Annotated in this window: 18 protein-coding genes and 3 pseudogenes; 16 read left to right on the top strand and 5 right to left on the bottom strand. The window is 44.4% G+C overall.

Translation table 11 applies throughout. From position 1 onward, the window contains the following. Position 1 precedes the first annotated feature (1 nt). The 4 genes and pseudogenes from JCM19037_RS00455 to JCM19037_RS00440 all read left to right on the top strand — a co-directional run bounded on the left by JCM19037_RS00455 (position 2) and on the right by JCM19037_RS00440 (position 3,196). Complete coding sequence (locus tag JCM19037_RS00455; protein ID WP_042396680.1) at positions 2 to 868, top strand: fumarylacetoacetate hydrolase family protein; 867 nt, start codon at positions 2 to 4, stop codon at positions 866 to 868. Positions 869 to 885: 17 nt separating this feature from the next. Then, a complete protein-coding gene (locus JCM19037_RS00450; RefSeq protein WP_042396678.1) occupies positions 886 to 1,677 on the top strand; it encodes an SDR family oxidoreductase in 792 nt (263 codons plus the stop codon). A 405-nt stretch (positions 1,678 to 2,082) separates the two neighbouring features. Beyond that, positions 2,083 to 2,537 (top strand): annotated as a pseudogene (locus JCM19037_RS00445) (dTDP-4-dehydrorhamnose 3,5-epimerase family protein). An 89-nt stretch (positions 2,538 to 2,626) separates the two neighbouring features. Further along, positions 2,627 to 3,196 carry a histidine phosphatase family protein gene (locus JCM19037_RS00440; RefSeq protein WP_042396674.1) on the top strand — a complete coding sequence of 190 codons (570 nt, stop codon included), beginning with the start codon at positions 2,627 to 2,629 and terminating at the stop codon, positions 3,194 to 3,196. Here JCM19037_RS00440 and JCM19037_RS00435 read toward each other — a convergent pair. Beyond that, a complete protein-coding gene (locus tag JCM19037_RS00435; protein WP_052363389.1) occupies positions 3,191 to 4,162 on the bottom strand; it encodes a YeiH family protein in 972 nt (323 codons plus the stop codon). The genes JCM19037_RS00440 and JCM19037_RS00435 overlap by 6 nt on opposite strands. A gap of 104 nt (positions 4,163 to 4,266) precedes the next feature. Here JCM19037_RS00435 and JCM19037_RS00430 point away from each other — a divergent pair, with 104 nt between their 5' ends. The 12 genes and pseudogenes from JCM19037_RS00430 (at position 4,267) to JCM19037_RS00385 (ending at position 13,198) form a co-directional block, all read left to right on the top strand. Then, the gene (locus JCM19037_RS00430) at positions 4,267 to 5,169 is read left to right on the top strand and encodes a LysR family transcriptional regulator (protein WP_042396671.1); all 903 of its coding nucleotides are present in this window, start codon (positions 4,267 to 4,269) and stop codon (positions 5,167 to 5,169) included. A gap of 11 nt (positions 5,170 to 5,180) precedes the next feature. Next, the gene (locus JCM19037_RS24775; protein WP_193744616.1) at positions 5,181 to 5,687 is read left to right on the top strand and encodes an inositol monophosphatase family protein; all 507 of its coding nucleotides are present in this window, start codon (positions 5,181 to 5,183) and stop codon (positions 5,685 to 5,687) included. 33 nt (positions 5,688 to 5,720) lie between these two features. Then, positions 5,721 to 5,990, top strand: a complete 270-nt coding sequence (locus tag JCM19037_RS24770) for a hypothetical protein (RefSeq protein ID WP_152548873.1) — start codon at positions 5,721 to 5,723, stop codon at positions 5,988 to 5,990. Between the two features lie 13 nt (positions 5,991 to 6,003). Beyond that, positions 6,004 to 6,886: pseudogene (purU, locus tag JCM19037_RS00420) on the top strand (formyltetrahydrofolate deformylase). A 77-nt stretch (positions 6,887 to 6,963) separates the two neighbouring features. Further along, positions 6,964 to 7,278 carry a cytochrome c gene (locus JCM19037_RS00415; RefSeq protein ID WP_042396668.1) on the top strand — a complete coding sequence of 105 codons (315 nt, stop codon included), beginning with the start codon at positions 6,964 to 6,966 and terminating at the stop codon, positions 7,276 to 7,278. Between the two features lie 194 nt (positions 7,279 to 7,472). Then, a complete protein-coding gene (locus tag JCM19037_RS00410) occupies positions 7,473 to 8,414 on the top strand; it encodes an ABC transporter substrate-binding protein (protein ID WP_042396665.1) in 942 nt (313 codons plus the stop codon). A gap of 10 nt (positions 8,415 to 8,424) precedes the next feature. Then, positions 8,425 to 8,829 carry a hypothetical protein gene (locus JCM19037_RS23835; protein WP_081828949.1) on the top strand — a complete coding sequence of 135 codons (405 nt, stop codon included), beginning with the start codon at positions 8,425 to 8,427 and terminating at the stop codon, positions 8,827 to 8,829. Beyond that, positions 8,757 to 9,350, top strand: coding sequence for an ABC transporter substrate-binding protein (locus tag JCM19037_RS23830; RefSeq protein ID WP_081828948.1), 594 nt, complete (start codon positions 8,757 to 8,759; stop codon positions 9,348 to 9,350). Before JCM19037_RS23835 ends, JCM19037_RS23830 begins: the two co-directional genes overlap by 73 nt. Positions 9,351 to 9,357: 7 nt before the next feature. Continuing rightward, positions 9,358 to 10,371, top strand: coding sequence for an iron ABC transporter permease (locus JCM19037_RS00400; RefSeq protein ID WP_042396662.1), 1,014 nt, complete (start codon positions 9,358 to 9,360; stop codon positions 10,369 to 10,371). Between the two features lie 2 nt (positions 10,372 to 10,373). After that, positions 10,374 to 11,371, top strand: a pseudogene (locus JCM19037_RS00395) (FecCD family ABC transporter permease). A 16-nt stretch (positions 11,372 to 11,387) separates the two neighbouring features. Then, positions 11,388 to 12,185, top strand: coding sequence for an ABC transporter ATP-binding protein (locus JCM19037_RS00390; protein WP_042396659.1), 798 nt, complete (start codon positions 11,388 to 11,390; stop codon positions 12,183 to 12,185). A 2-nt stretch (positions 12,186 to 12,187) separates the two neighbouring features. Then, positions 12,188 to 13,198 carry an NAD(P)/FAD-dependent oxidoreductase gene (locus tag JCM19037_RS00385; protein ID WP_042396657.1) on the top strand — a complete coding sequence of 337 codons (1,011 nt, stop codon included), beginning with the start codon at positions 12,188 to 12,190 and terminating at the stop codon, positions 13,196 to 13,198. A gap of 163 nt (positions 13,199 to 13,361) precedes the next feature. Here the strand turns inward: JCM19037_RS00385 and JCM19037_RS00380 are convergent, their stop codons facing one another. The 4 genes from JCM19037_RS00380 to JCM19037_RS26360 form a co-directional block, all read right to left on the bottom strand. Next, a complete protein-coding gene (locus JCM19037_RS00380; RefSeq protein WP_042396655.1) occupies positions 13,362 to 13,715 on the bottom strand; it encodes a hypothetical protein in 354 nt (117 codons plus the stop codon). A gap of 75 nt (positions 13,716 to 13,790) precedes the next feature. Beyond that, positions 13,791 to 14,165, bottom strand: coding sequence for a Na+/H+ antiporter NhaC family protein (locus JCM19037_RS28000; protein WP_052363388.1), 375 nt, complete (start codon positions 14,163 to 14,165; stop codon positions 13,791 to 13,793). Positions 14,166 to 14,178: 13 nt separating this feature from the next. Beyond that, entirely contained in the window at positions 14,179 to 14,610 is a 432-nt protein-coding gene (locus tag JCM19037_RS27995; protein ID WP_052363387.1) for a Na+/H+ antiporter NhaC family protein, read from the bottom strand. Between the two features lie 23 nt (positions 14,611 to 14,633). Further along, on the bottom strand, positions 14,634 to 15,173 hold the full coding sequence (locus JCM19037_RS26360; protein ID WP_052363386.1) for a Na+/H+ antiporter NhaC family protein: 540 nt from the start codon (positions 15,171 to 15,173) through the stop codon (positions 14,634 to 14,636). Positions 15,174 to 15,202 lie beyond the last annotated feature (29 nt).

Below are 15,202 nucleotides of genomic sequence, written 5' to 3'. Positions count from 1 at the left end.
CGTGAAGCTAGTGACGGTTATTGCAAATGATCAAGAAAAAGCAGGAATTTTACTTGACGATGTGGTCGTGCCGATTGAGTGCATTAACGATCATTATCGGTTAGACTTTGAAGTGAAGATGAAACCGCTGATTGAAAGCGACCAACTCTCGGAGCTTGCCAGGTGGTTAGCGAACAAGCAACACATCGTCACTGAAATACGTGGAGTCTTGCCTCTTTGTGACGTCACTTGGGGACCTCTTTACCGAGACCCTGAGAAAATATGGGGGATCGGCCTTAATTATGTCGATCATGCCGCTGACTTAAACGAAGTGGCTCCCAATACAGAACCGGCAAGTTTTATGAAACCTGTAACGACAATTATCGGTCCAGGAGAGACGATAAAGTTGCCCCCGCAATCTGAGCGCACGACCGGCGAAGCAGAGCTAGGTATAATTATTGGGAAAACGTGTAAGGACGTTGAGGAACATGAGGCATTCGATGTGATTGCAGGCTATACGACGATTATTGACATGACAGCAGAAGATATTTTAGAGAAGAATCCGAGGTATCTTACGCGGTCCAAAAGCTTTGATACGTTTTTCAGCTTCGGTCCGGTCTTTTTGACCCGTGATGAGGTAGAAGATCTTCACAGTCTCGAAGTGCGTACGATGCACAATGGCGAGCTACATCGAAAAAATACGATTGCTCACATGACATTCTCGCCAGAAATGCTCGTATCCTTTCATTCTAAAGTGATGACACTCCACCCTGGGGATATTATCTCGACGGGTACACCTGGTGCTGTACATCTCCAAGAAGGGGATATTGTCGGGTGTGAGATTGACGGCTTTTTACCGCTCACCAATCCTGTGAAAGCAGCTGATTAAAAAAAGGATGTGTTGGCATGAATCTATCATTAGACAATAAGCGAGTGCTCGTTCTCGCTGCGAGTAAGGGACTAGGTCGTGCGATTGCGACGGCTTTTGCGCACGAAGGCAGCCACGTCGTTATTACGAGCCGAGACGAAAGTGCTCTAGAAGAAACAGCAAATACGATCAAACAAGAAACGGGGAACGAGAACGTTCATTTTTTCTCAAGTGACATTACGAAGGAAAAGGATTTACAAGCGCTTGTGAATGAAACCGTTGAAACACTTGGCGGAGTCGACATCCTCATTAACAATAGCGGGGGGCCAAGAGCAGGTCTGTTTGAAGATATGACGGGTGAAGATTGGCAGCAAGCGTATGAATTGAATTTACTTAGTTATGTACGGACGACACAAGCGGTGTTACCTTACATGAAAAAACAACAATTTGGTCGGATCGTTAACATTACATCGTCGTCAATTAAACAGGCGCTTGACGGAATGGTTCTCTCCAATACGTTTCGCGCAGGGGTGCTCGGCTTGACGAAAAGCCTTGCTACAGAACTTGCTGGGGAAGACATTCTTGTCAATACAGTAGGACCTGGACGTATTGCAACCGACCGGGTGGCAGAGCTTGACGCTATTGCGGCGAACAAACAAGACAAAGAACCTGAAGACATTAAAAAAGAGTCAGAGAAAAAGATTCCGGCGGGTCGCTACGGAGAACCAGAAGAGTTTGCTAAAACAGTTGTGTTCCTCGCATCAGGAGCGAATACGTATGTGACCGGGCAGTCGTTACTCGTCGATGGAGGACTCGTCCGCTCATTATAGTCTCTTGACTTTTCTCCTCAATATGGTATGCTGGACGTTGTGTAGTTGCTAGCTACTCACACAGATCCCTCGACTTTACCCTTCCCATGTGAATTTCACGAGAAGAGAATGGAAGCGAGGCTTGTGCTCATATTGAGCTTAAATAAGCAAGTTGACGTAACATAAGATAACGACCATTCAACCATTTCATCCAGATCTTTAAGGGGCGGCCATTGGAGCCGTAAAGGCAAAAGAGCAGGTAGGGCTTTTGTTGATCTGGGGTACATTGCTATGAAATAAACGTGATAACCATCAGCCGTGTGGAGCTGATGGTTTTTTGGTGTGCCTAGTGAACCGGTTAGGCGTGGTCATGAATCAAGGTCCAGTTGAATAAGATGAGTGATGAATGTGAAAGGAGAGGTTCCTTTGATCGAAGGTGTCAAAGTAAAACAGCTCGTAAAACATCATGATGATCGCGGCTATTTTGCTGAACTTGTCCGTGAAGACGAATCGATACTCACGCAATTTGGCCAGATGTCTTTGTCAATGAGTTATCCAGCGTTATTAAAGCCTTTCATTATCATGAAAAACAAGATGATGTTTGGTTCTTTCCAGCTGGAAACGCACAAGTGGTTTTGTATGATACACGTCGGTCTTCACCGACGTACAAAGAAACCGATGTGTATTATATGGGCGAGTCCAATCCCATTGTGCTTCTTATTCCCCGTTTTGTTGCCCACGGATACCGAGTGCTTGGCAACACGCCGCTCTCAATTATCTATTTGACGACGCACGCGTATGAAAAAGACGAACCCGATGAAAAGCGCATCGCTTGGAATGATCCCCGAATTGGGTTTGATTGGAACACGAAACATTATTAAATGCGAAAGGGCGCTATCCAAAGATAGCGCCCTTTCGCTCGGCCTCTGTATGTTAAACTAAGGGAAAATGACTAAAGGGAGTGGGAAGTGTGACGACAATTGGATTTATTCGACACGGTCGGACAGCGTGGAATCATACAGGGCGGGCACAAGGAAGTTCTGATATTCCTTTGGATGAAGAAGGGATCGTTACAGCTGAACGCTTAAGAGAACGACTCCGTGATGAACAATGGGACCACGTGTACGCCAGTGATCTAAGGCGCGCCTATCAAACCGCAGACATTGCGAGTGGCGATCATTTGCCTCGCCCGATCCACACGGACGAGCGTTTACGCGAAATCGGTGGAGGTTTGATCGAAGGAACGACTGAAGCCGAGCGAATCGAGCGGTGGGGAACAAACTGGCGAGACAAAGACTTGCAAATGGAATCTGCTGAAGCGGCTGCCCGACGTGGGTTGCTCGCGATCGCTGATATTGTAAACAACCATCCTGGTGAGCGTGTACTAATCGTCGCTCACGGAACACTGCTCAGACTTTTAATTGAGAGCATGACGGAAACGAATGATCGGTTACCTTTAGACAATACGTCGGTAAGCTATGTTTCGAAGATAGATGAACGTTGGACGTGTTCAGTTTATAATTGTACGAAACACTTATAGTAAGATTGTGACATAAACATACCCAAATACGAACAAGACGAGCGAAGCAAGGATGCAAATCAAGAATAAGCGTTTGCCGTGTTTTAGTGAACCGATGCTCACTTGTAGACCAAACCCTGCCATTGCCATACCGATCAATACGTACGCGATTTGCACGAAAATCTCAGACATAGCTGTCGGCAAAATCCCTGTCGTATGAATGGCACTTGTGAATAGAAAGCCGAATACAAACCAAGGAATCGGGAACTTGCCAATAGGTTGGCTATTTCTGTTTGACTTCTGAAAAACAAAGGCGAGGATGAGTAGCAAAGGGATGAGCAATAGTACACGGGTCAATTTAACAACGAGTGCATGATCAAGTGCTTCTGAAGTCCCTCTTGCTCCAGCTGCTGCAACGTGGGCAATTTCATGTAAGACACCGCCAGCAAGCATGCCGTATTGGCTGTCTGTCATACTTAATAACGGGTAACTTACGATGAGCAATAGCGTAAACAGTGTGCCGGTCATTGAAATAATGGCCACTGCTGTGGCGACTTCAGTTTGGCGGACGTTCATTTGCGTGCTCACGGCCCCAATGGCCGCTGCCCCGCAAATAGCGGTTCCTGATGCAACAAGAACGCCTGATGAGCGATCAGTATTTGTAATCATAACAAGGATGATGACGGCGATAAATCCGACGACAGTCGCCAAAATCGCAAACTGCAAAGTTTCAGTTCCGAGGGAGAGAATGTCGCCAAAGTGAAGACGAAACCCAAGGAATACGATGCCGATTTTAAGCAGGATCTTTGTGCTAAGTGTTACGCCAGACTGACACTCGTTTTGCAAACCGAAGATTGATCGGTATAACATACCGATAAATAACGCTAAAACGAGCGGTCCGATAATGGACAGTAACCCCCATTGACTAAGGAGCAGCGCGATTAATGTAAGTGCGAGTGTGAGTAGAATTCCTTTTATGTAATGCACGAGTTTCGCTCCTTTCCTCATTACTGTACATAAAGATTGATGATAAATGAAATACATAATTATAATGCTTATCATTATAAATCTTAATGAATGGGGAGTTGTAGATGGTAGATGAACGACTCAAGATTTTTGTTACTGTTGTTGACGAGCAACATTTTACGAAAGCGGCTGAAAAATTGTTGATTTCACAACCAAATGTGAGCATCGCACTAAAAAAGCTTGAGGAAACGTACGGGACGACCCTTCTCATTCGATCGTCAAAATCGGTAAAGCTCACACCGACGGGTGAGCGGTTATACGTAAGGGCAAAGCAAATCTTAGCTTTGTACGAGCAAATCCATACAGAAATTGATACACTACATAATCATGTGCAAGGAAAGCTTCATATTGGAGCTAGCTTTTCAATTGGAGAATACCTCGTACCGAATATGTTGCACGATGTATACACTGACTTTCCGAATCTTGAAGTGGAAGTCACGATTGCCAATACTGAAGAAATCGTACAGAAGGTTGCAAATTTAGATGTTGAATTCGGGTTTATTGAAGGGAAAACCGAGCATAAAGATGTGTGGGTACAGCCTTTCATGGAGGATGAACTCAGAATTGCTGCAAGTCGACATCATCCATTGTTGGCGCGTGCTACCATTGATATACAAGATCTTTACGGACAAGCATGGGTGATGAGGGAACGAGGGTCTGGGACGCGTAACTATTTTGATGAGTTTTTATTTAAACATCACATCCAACCTAAATCGGTGACGACAATCGGAAGTAACCAAGGCGTTAAAGAAGCAGTCATGAGGAATTTAGGGTTATCCATTTTATCGAAACACGTCATTCAACAAGACGTTGAACGAGGGACGCTCGTTGTCATCCCGCTTGATGCAGTGAAGATGCAGCGAATGTTCTCGTTCATTTCTTCTAAAATATCATCCACGAGTCGTAACGAGCAGGCATTTGTTCACGTATTAAATGAGCGATGGGGAACAACGATAAAAGAATGGTGAGGGGAATCCGGATGATCAATGAAGCTAAATCCGTGGCAATAGCCGCTGCGCTTGAAGCAGGAAACTATATGAAACGTCAATTTTTGCAACCTTCTTTTGTTCATGAAAAAGGGAACGATGGGGACCTCGTTACGAATGTCGATTTTGAATGTGAGCGAATTATTCTCCAACATATTACGGAGACGTTTCCAACTCATCAAATACAAAGTGAAGAATTTGGGGATAACGGCTACGAAAGTGAATGGCTATGGCTCATTGATCCCCTTGATGGAACGAACAACTTTGCGTTAGACTTGCCGTTGTTCTCCGTATCCATTTCGTTAATGTATAAAAAGAAAGCAGTGTTGTCGGTCATCTACGAACCGATGGTTGATCAATTGTATTGTGCAATCGAAGACGAAGGGTCTTACGTGAACAATGAGCGGTTTACAATGACACGTACTGAAAAAGAGCTGCGGCAACTATCTGTTGCATGGATTCAAGGACATCATGTGCAGCGAACGAGAGAAGCCGTTTGACTCCGCCAACACATTGACACGTATTGCAAACGAATGATTCGGACGTGGGCACCGACGTTAGTGTGGAACATGCTTGCAAAAGGAAAGCTAGACGGCATAGTTCTTTATGATTCTGAAGGATATGATCTATACTCGGGCATGTTAATGGTAAAGGAAGCGAGAGGAGAGATCATTGATTTTGACGGTCGTGACGTCTCTCAGATGCTGAGTCGCCCAAAATTGATTGCTTGTCACGCAAATAAAAAGTCACAAATGTTACAGCTCGTAAACGAAGGTTTACAGAGTAAGGAACCGATTAGATAAAGGAAGTGCTTACATGAATAAACACGAACAGCTCCAAGACATTTATAAAAACCGCGGTCGCTTGTTGATCAGCTGTGAGGACCAACCTGGTATTGTATCAGCTGTATCATCTACACTCGCAAATCATAAAGCGAACATTATTGAATCCAACCAGTATTCCACCGATCCCCATGGAGGGAAATTCTTTATGCGCATCGAGTTTGAATGCGCAGATCTTCAGGCGCATAAAGTGAACATAAAAAAAGACCTTGAAGCGATCGGACAGACGTTCCAGATGAAGTGGACGTTAACAGATGTACAACAATTAAAACGCGCGGCGATTTTTGTTTCAAAAGAGCTTCATTGTTTACGTGAAATTCTATTGGAGTGGGAAAATGGAGATCTTCCCATTGAAATACCTGTCGTAATTAGTAATCATCCTAGTGCTCGGGAGTTCGTCGAATCATTTGATATTCCTTTCGTGCATATTCCAGCATCTAGAGACAACCGTGAACAAAGCGAAAAAGAACAATTGAACCTTCTAAAACAGTATGAGATTGATGTGGTCGTGCTCGCGCGTTATATGCAAATTCTCACTCCCGATTTTGTCGAGCAATACGATCAGCGGATTATTAACATCCACCATTCATTTTTACCTGCATTTGTAGGAGCAAAACCGTACGATCGTGCCTATGAACGAGGGGTGAAGCTCATTGGAGCCACGTCCCATTATGTGACGAATGATTTAGATGAAGGTCCGATTATTGAACAAGATATTAAACGAGTCAATCACCGAGACGGTTGATGACTTAAAAAAGAACGGTCGGATCGTTGAAAGAAGTGTACTCATTCGCGCATTAAAATGGCATGTGGAAGACCGTGTTATGGTGAATGATAATAAAACGATTGTTTTCTAGGATGTAGGGTTACTTCATGATGAAAAAGGGTATTCCTCCCATATACTTACTTTTTAACTGACGAGGAGGATACACACATGAAAAAGATCAGTTCGATCCTAGTTGGAAGTCTTCTCGTTTTGGCTGCGTGTGGAGACGATGATGGATCAGAAGAAGCGACGGTTGATATGGACGCTGGGCAGCAACTTTATGAAGAGCATTGCCTAAGTTGCCACGGTCAAAACATGGAAGGGGACGTCGGCCCAGACATTACGATATATCCGTATCGTGATGTGGTTACTGCCATCGAGGAAGGACCGGGCACGATGCCTGTAGATATTATTGAAGGCGAAGAGGCGGAGACGGTCGCTCAGTACGTAGAAGCTGTAAATCAAGAAGATGAGGAAGAATAAGAAGAGCTGATAAAGGCGGGTAAGGATGAGTGAACATCCTTACCCGCCTTTTTTGATGACCGTGAGGCGAGCGAACTTGCTCATTTCTACTGTTTTTAGTGAGCGGGTTCCTTTATTTTCAAAATATAGATTGACAGTGATAATCATTATCACTTACTATGATTGAGAATACATTTCATTAAACGGAGGAAATTATGAAAAAAATTTATCCATATATGAGCGGCATTTTGCTAACCGTTGCTTTGACGTCAGCTTGCGGAAACGGATCGGCAGACTCTGATGCAAGTGAATCAGCGCAAACGATGACAGATGGAGCAGGAAACGAGGTCCAAGTTCCAGATTCGCCGGAGAGAATCATTGCCCCGTACTTAGAAGATCCATTACTTACATTAGGTGAAACCCCTGTCGTGCAATGGTCGGTTATGAATGGAAGCAGTCATCAAGATTATCTAGAAGAATCGCTCACGGATATTCCATTTATTGATTTTGAGTTGCCACTAGAGTCTGTCATTGAGGCAGATCCAGACCTTATTATCGTCCCAGATTCAGCTTCTCTTGGCGGTGGAGAGTACAGCCAATACGATCAAATTGCTCCGACATATGTTCTCAGCAGCGACACTGAAAATGACTGGCGAGCGGCACTGTTAGAAGTCGGTGAGGTACTCGGTGAGGAACAAGCTGCCAATGAAACGATTGAGGAATATGAAGCCCATGTAGATGAAGTGAGAGAAGAGTTGATGAGTGAGGTAGGCAGTGACAAAGTCGCCGCACTATGGCTAACAAACGGCACATACTTCATTGTTGCACCGAGTGTGGCAAGTGGTACAGTACTGTTTGATGATTTAGACTTAGAGCCTGCGAATGCCATTGCGAATATCCCAGCCGATGCGGAGGCGCATTGGAATGAGCTGTCTCGAGAAGCACTTGCTGAATTAGATGCTGATTATATTTTTCTCGTCAACAGTGATGGTGAAAGCAGTGAAGCACTCATGACAGAAGATGTGTGGTCAAACATTCCTGCTGTCGACCAAGATCAAGTGTTTGAAGTCGATCCTGACGGTAGTTGGTTATACAATGGTTATCAAGCGAATCGCCAAACCATCGATGATGTTGCCGCTCATATTCTCGGGGAATAGGGGGAGTATGATGAAAAAAACACTGTGCTTAGCGTTATGTGGAATTGTTTTAATGGGATGTTCAGACGGTGCGAAAAGTGAAAACGAAGAAAGTATGCGGTCGGTTGAGATTGGAGACACCTCCTATGATGTGCCTGCCAACCCGGAGCGTGTCGTGACCGATTATTATGCAGGAGAGTTGCTTGCTGTTGACGCTGAAGTTGTAGGTGCGACAACGACTGCTTTTGACAATCCATTCCTTGAAGATCAACTCGCAAGCACTGAAAATATAGGCGAGCCGATTGATGTTGAACGCGTTTTAGAGTTGGATCCAGACTTAATTGTTGTCATGTATGATGAGACTTGGAACAATTACGAGAAATTGCACCAACAGTTTACATTCCTTATAATACAGCGACATCGATTGAAGGGGTAACAGAACTGTTTGGATCTCTGATGAATAACGAAGAAGCCGCTGCTGAATTTCTAGAAGGGTATGAGCAAGAAGCTAGAGAAGCAAGAGCGGAGCTAGAAGATCATTTGAATGGCGATGAGACATTTGGGTTGTATGAAGTGACGAATCAACAAGAACTGTATGTTTTCGGTGAAAATTTTGGAAGGGGAGGACAAGTCATTTACGATGCACTTGAATTGCCTGCCCCACAATCAATCGCACAAGACGTGATGGAAGAAGAGGACGTGCTACAATTGTCCAGAGAAGCAATTCCTGACTACGGTGCAGATGTGATGTTTGTTACGAGCTATGACCCAGAAGGAAGTCACCAATCGTTAGATTTTTTTGTGGACTCGTCTGTATGGCAAGGGTTAGATGCGGTCGAAAACGACCGTGTCGTGATCAATGATTTTGATACATTTTATCCGTATGACCCGATCTCAATTCGTGGCCAGATCCCACTTTTTACAGAAATGATTATGGATTTAAATCTCAATAGGTAGTGACAAAATGAAGCAATCAGCGCCAAAAAAACGAGCAACATTTACAATCGTCTTTCTGCTAGGCACAGTACTCCTTTTCTTCGCAACGATACTATCACTTACATTTGGAGCGGCCTCGATTACACCAGCGGTCGTTTGGGACGCGATTTTTTATTTTGATCCGTCTCTTACTGAACATCAAATTATACGAGAAATTCGCATTCCACGTGTATTAGGCGCGATTGTCATCGGATCGGTTCTCGCGGTCTCTGGGGCGGTAATGCAAGGAATGACGAGAAATGCATTAGCAGAACCGTCGATTATTGGGATTACGGACGGTGCTGCCCTTGCTCTTGCCATTATGTTTGCCTTTTTTACTGCTGTGCCGTACGTTGGATTGTTGTTTGCTTCATTTATCGGTGCAGGTGTCGGTACAGTGCTCGTCTTCTTAGTCGGAACACTTGCAAAAGGAGGACTGACCCCAGCCAAGTTAGCGTTGGCAGGAGTCACAATTGGCGCGTTTTTAAGTGCAATATCTTCAGGAATTGCGATTTACTTTGACGTTGCTCAAGACATTAGTTTTTGGTTCGCTGGTGGTCTTGCCAGCATGGATTGGCGAACGCTTCAGCTTATTGTTCCGGCGTGCCTCATTGGTCTACTCATCGCTCTTTTTCTTGCTAAATCAATTACAATTTTGAGCTTAGGCGCGGATGTGGCAAGAGGGTTAGGTCAAAGAACAGCGGTCGTCCGTGTTCTTGGGATTGTGAGTGTTATGTTAATGACAGGTGCAGCGGTGGCAGCAGCGGGAACCATTGGTTTTATAGGCCTTGTAATTCCTCATATTACAAGGGCGCTAACCGGTATGGATTATCGGTTTGTCATACCGGCATCCGCGGTATTAGGTAGTTTATTACTACTCGTTTCAGATATTATAGCAAGAATGGTCAACGCCCCCTATGAAACGCCTGTAGGTGCGATTACAGCCCTCGTTGGGGTTCCATTCTTCCTCTATCTTGCTAGACGAGAGGGGAGGGGCGTCTAATTATGCAAAAGCGACGAACCATGATCATTTCTGTTCTTTTGATCTTTATTGTATCAACGTTTCTTATAAGCATGACGCTTGGAACATTTACGATGTCGCCCGCTGAAGTGTTTCAAACGTTTTTCGGTTTAGGTAGCTCACAGCAGGAACTCGTGTTGTTCCAATTTCGTTTACCAAGAATGGTGCTGGCCATTCTTGTCGGTGCAGGTTTAGCTGTTTCAGGTGCAATTCTTCAAGCCCTTTCAAGAAATGACCTTGCCGACCCCGGAATTTTAGGAATAAATGCCGGTGCAGGGCTTGCGATTGTGCTGTTCATTTACTTCTTTCAAGGTTCTTATGCAGACTTAGGCTGGTCCATTTATATGTTGCCATTATTTGCCTTTCTAGGAGCGCTCGTAGCCGCTTTTCTCATTTATACAATTGCTTGGAAGCAAGGGGTTACGCCGGTTCGGTTAGTGTTAGTCGGCATTGGTATTAACGCAGGTTTATGGCGTTGCTCATTGTGTTCCAATTACGCATGAATCCAAACGACTTTATGCAAGCGACCATCTGGTTGACAGGAAATATTTGGGGTTCAAGTTGGACGTACGTCCTTGCCATCTTCCCTTGGTTATTCGTGTTAATGCTTCTCGTTTTACGGGATGCCAATACGTTAAATGTGATGCGGTTAGGCGATGCTTCATCTGTATCTTTAGGCGTTCGGGTGGAACCAGTGAGGCGGCGTTTACTCGTTTTTGCGGTAGGTTTAGCAGGAGCTTCGGTCGCTGCAGGTGGAGCGATTTCCTTTATCGGTCTCGTTGCTCCCCACATTGCGAGAAGGCTCGTAGGCCCAAGACATGGGGTAATGATTCCAGTGGCTGCATTGGTCGGTGCTTTTTTCTTATTGTTCTCAGATATGATCGCAAGAAACGTGTTATCCCCGTCTGAAATACCGGTAGGTATTATCGTAGCCATGATTGGGGCACCTTATTTTCTCTATTTGCTTATGAAAACCGCATGATAAGGAAGGGATCCATATGACTGTATTACAAGCAGAAGCAATGTCGGTCCGTTATGACAAGGTGGATATCGTAAAACAGCTTCATCTATCGATACCCGCAGGTCAGATTACGACGATTATTGGCCCGAATGGTTGTGGGAAATCGACCATACTAAAGACGATGGCGAGAATACTAAAGCCTTCAAGTGGCGCTGTATACCTTGATGGAAAAGCGATTCATAGGGAACCGACAAAACAAGTTGCGAAAAAAATGGCGGTATTGCCGCAATCCCCAGAAGCGCCTGCGGGTTTGAAAGTGAAAGAGTTGGTCGCCTACGGGAGATATCCTCATCAGAGCGGGGTGCGTTCACTTACCGGTGAAGATCATCATGTCATTGAACACGCACTCGAGCAAACAGGAATGGAAACGTTTAAAGATCGAGAAATTGAAGCATTGTCAGGTGGCCAAAGGCAAAGAGTGTGGATTGCGATGGCTCTGGCGCAAGAAACGGAAGTTTTATTGTTAGATGAGCCAACGACATATTTAGACCTCGCTCACCAACTAGAAGTGTTGCAAGTATTAAAGACACTGAATGAAACAAAAAGAAGAACGATTGTCATGGTCATTCATGACCTGAACCACGCTGCACGCTTTGCAGATTATATGGTTGCTTTGAAACAAGGAGCGATTATGCAAGCAGGTTCACCTGAGGAAGTCATGCAAAAACAAGTGCTGAAAGACGTTTTTCATATTGATGCTGATGTCGTTTTGGACCCTCGAACAAATAAGCCATTTTGTTTAAGTTATGATCTGTTAAGAACAGGAGGCGAGTAGCGATGGAACTGTATGATGTGACAATTATTGGTGGCGGGCCTGCTGGACTGTACAGCGCATTTTACAGCGGTATGCGCGATCTCAAAACGAAAATTATCGAAGCGGAAGACCATTTAGGTGGCAAACTAAATGTGTTTAAAGAAAAAACGATTTGGGACATTGGCGGTCTGCCTCCAACGAAAGGGAAGCAAGTGATTGCTCATCTCATTGGGCAAGCGAAAACATTTTCGCCACACATTGTTTTAGGAGAACAAGTCGTCGATTTCTCTCGTGAAAAAGACGGGAACTTCCTCATTAAAACGAATCGATCAACTCATCGCTCTAAAGCAATCATCATTGCATCAGGTTACGGCATACTTCGGCAAGCAAAGTTAACGATACACGGAGCAGAGCAATATGAACAAGACAATTTGCTTTATGCGGTGACCGACATTGAACGTTTTCGTAATAAAGATGTGATGATTTCAGGTGGGGGGAATTCGGCGGTCGATTGGGCGAATGAAATTGAACCAATTGCGAAAAGCGTCACGGTCATCCACCGTCGTGATGAATTTGGCGGTCATGAAAAATTCGTTCAACAAATGCGGCAATCGAACGTTCAAGTGATGACACCGTTTCAAGTAAAAGGCCTTACCGGGTGCAGTAACAACTGTCGTGTAGAAGAGATAGAAATTGAACATTGCGAAAGCAGGCAATGCGAACGGCGAAAAATCGACGCACTCATTGTGAATCATGGTTATGATATTGATCTTTCATTTATGGATCAAGCACCAGAGGGACTTGTGCTTGAAGAGATGAGAATTCCGACCGAATCGTCGATGCAAACCTGTGCACCAGGAATATTTACTGCAGGTGACATTTCTGGACACCCAGGGAAATTGCCGCTGATCGCCGGTGCATTTACCGATGCAGCATTAGCAGTCAACGCGGTGAAGACGTACATTACGCCAGAAGCGAATGCATTCGCGGGTGTGTCATCACATGATGAACGATTACAAGAACAAGGAAGTTAACAAATGGGTGCCTCTTTATATAAAAGGGGCACAGATTATTGTGCATCTGTTAATTTCACGTACCGTATTCAGTTTATGGCCTTGTTGTATAGACGGCAGGGGAGTTTGTCAATCCAACAAAAAGTGCTCAAAAAGGAAAAAATCATAATTTCACGTACTGTAATTAACTAGAAAAATAAAAAACAGGGGAGAAGCCAACAATTTTCACGCTAATATGTAAAGAAGTCGTTTGTAATACTGGCTGAAGTTGATTAGTAATGGCAGATGTGACCTGTTCTCCTAGTTTTTGCAACTGTGAATCATCATATGAACGGTCCAAGTCAATCGTAACCCGGCAAAACTCTTGATGCGCTTCACCATTGAACACATACGTTGATATCGGTTCTGCTCCGATGATGATTGGCTCGCTGCTCGTAACACCGGTATGATGAGCGGCTTCGTGAATTTCTTTTAACAGTATACGAATAGAGGTGCGCTGCTCCAAAAACGAAGAATAGCGAGTATGTATGTACGCCAATAAGTTCACCCCTTTGTGTCATTATATCCTACAGAAGAGTCGATGTTAATCAAAAAACAGATGATCAGTATGCAATTACTGATCATCCTCATCTCGTTCTTGAAGTGTAAATCCAGTATAAGCATAAAACAATGCAATGATCGGAGTGACAAGGCTAAGGAAAACAAAAAATACATAATCCACGCCGACATTAAGCGTCGTCATTACATACGCGCCAATAATCCCCCAAGGGACGAGAGGATGAAGAATCGTTCCGCCGTCCTCTAGTGTTCGGCTTAAATTCTTTGGATGCAACTGATGGTGAGCGTAAACTTGCTTATACGTCTGTCCAGGCAAAATGATTGACAAGTACTGTTCGCCAGTAACGAGATTAATACCGAAGCAAGACAGCATCGTAGAAAGAATCGTATTTCCACGCGTTCGTAAAAAAGATTGGATGCCTTTGATCATGCGTCGGCAATACCTATGCGTGAATCAAACCTCCAAATGCAAGGGAAATCATAATAAGTGAAACACCGAACAACATGTGTTCAAGTCCGCCAATCGTTAACAGATCATCGATGTTTGCATTTCCCGTAGCGGGTTCAAATCCCGAATGAGCAGCTCCCATTACATCAGCTAACCCACTGCCAGGTGACGTAAAGAACGTCGTAAGTCCTGCTACGACGAGTCCGAAAACAAGTGCAGGAATTGGCTTCACTCTACATATGGCAAGCAAAATAATGACCGCAGGAGATAACAAGGTTACCGGGTGAATCGTAAATTCATCATTTAAGACGGTAATCATCGACTGTATCTCTCTATCATCTCCAGTTTGGCTTCCATACATAAAAAAACCTATCAGGCCAAAGATGATAATCGTAATAATGAGTGCAGGAATCGTCGTCCATAACATATGGCGGATATGTTCAAATAGATCTACCTCGCCGTAGCCGCAGCCAAATTCGTCGTGTCAGACAATGGGGATAATTTGTCACCAAATATTGCACCACTGACGATTGCACCGGCGGTCATTGCTGGGTCGATGTCCATACCATACGCCATACCCATAAATGAAACGCCAACGGTCCCGATGGAGCTAAGTGAGCTACCAACCATCGTAGAAATAATGGCGACAATAACGACCGTAGCTGCTAAAAAGAATGTAGGGGATAATAAGTTTAGTCCGTATGACGTCATCGTTTGGATCGTTCCGTTTAACGCCCAAACCCCAATTAACATCCCGATAAGTAACAAAATGAGCATCGGGATAATCCCGTGTGAGATGGCTCGGATCATGTGTTGTTCAAGATCCTGCCAAGGTTGCTTCACAATGAGACCGTAGGTAGCCGTCACGATGGCCGCTAAAAGAATAGGGATATGCGGGTAGACCCCGTAATAAAGGATGCCAACAGACAAGATGGTAAGAATGATAGCTAAAACGATAAATGAACCTCGTATTGAAGCAGTTCGATGCATAAGGCAAGCTCCTAGTCTAAACTATATTA

Origin of the sequence: Geomicrobium sp. JCM 19037 (assembly GCF_000698105.1) — a bacterium.
Taxonomy (GTDB): domain Bacteria; phylum Bacillota; class Bacilli; order Bacillales; family Marinococcaceae; genus Geomicrobium_A.
The sequence above is the reverse complement of the archived record's forward strand: the minus strand, read 5'-3'. Positions and strand labels throughout refer to the sequence as shown.

Coding starts and splice junctions, on each gene's coding strand:
- JCM19037_RS00450 (WP_042396678.1), top strand. CDS start 886: ATGAATCTATCATTAGACAATAAGCGAGTGCTCGTTCTCGCTGCGAGT.
- JCM19037_RS00430 (WP_042396671.1), top strand. CDS start 4,267: ATGGTAGATGAACGACTCAAGATTTTTGTTACTGTTGTTGACGAGCAA.
- JCM19037_RS24775 (WP_193744616.1), top strand. CDS start 5,181: ATGATCAATGAAGCTAAATCCGTGGCAATAGCCGCTGCGCTTGAAGCA.
- JCM19037_RS24770 (WP_152548873.1), top strand. CDS start 5,721: ATGATTCGGACGTGGGCACCGACGTTAGTGTGGAACATGCTTGCAAAA.
- JCM19037_RS00415 (WP_042396668.1), top strand. CDS start 6,964: ATGAAAAAGATCAGTTCGATCCTAGTTGGAAGTCTTCTCGTTTTGGCT.
- JCM19037_RS00410 (WP_042396665.1), top strand. CDS start 7,473: ATGAAAAAAATTTATCCATATATGAGCGGCATTTTGCTAACCGTTGCT.
- JCM19037_RS23835 (WP_081828949.1), top strand. CDS start 8,425: ATGAAAAAAACACTGTGCTTAGCGTTATGTGGAATTGTTTTAATGGGA.
- JCM19037_RS00400 (WP_042396662.1), top strand. CDS start 9,358: ATGAAGCAATCAGCGCCAAAAAAACGAGCAACATTTACAATCGTCTTT.
- JCM19037_RS00390 (WP_042396659.1), top strand. CDS start 11,388: ATGACTGTATTACAAGCAGAAGCAATGTCGGTCCGTTATGACAAGGTG.
- JCM19037_RS00385 (WP_042396657.1), top strand. CDS start 12,188: ATGGAACTGTATGATGTGACAATTATTGGTGGCGGGCCTGCTGGACTG.
- JCM19037_RS28000 (WP_052363388.1), bottom strand. CDS start 14,165: ATGATCAAAGGCATCCAATCTTTTTTACGAACGCGTGGAAATACGATT.
- JCM19037_RS27995 (WP_052363387.1), bottom strand. CDS start 14,610: ATGTTATGGACGACGATTCCTGCACTCATTATTACGATTATCATCTTT.
- JCM19037_RS26360 (WP_052363386.1), bottom strand. CDS start 15,173: ATGCATCGAACTGCTTCAATACGAGGTTCATTTATCGTTTTAGCTATC.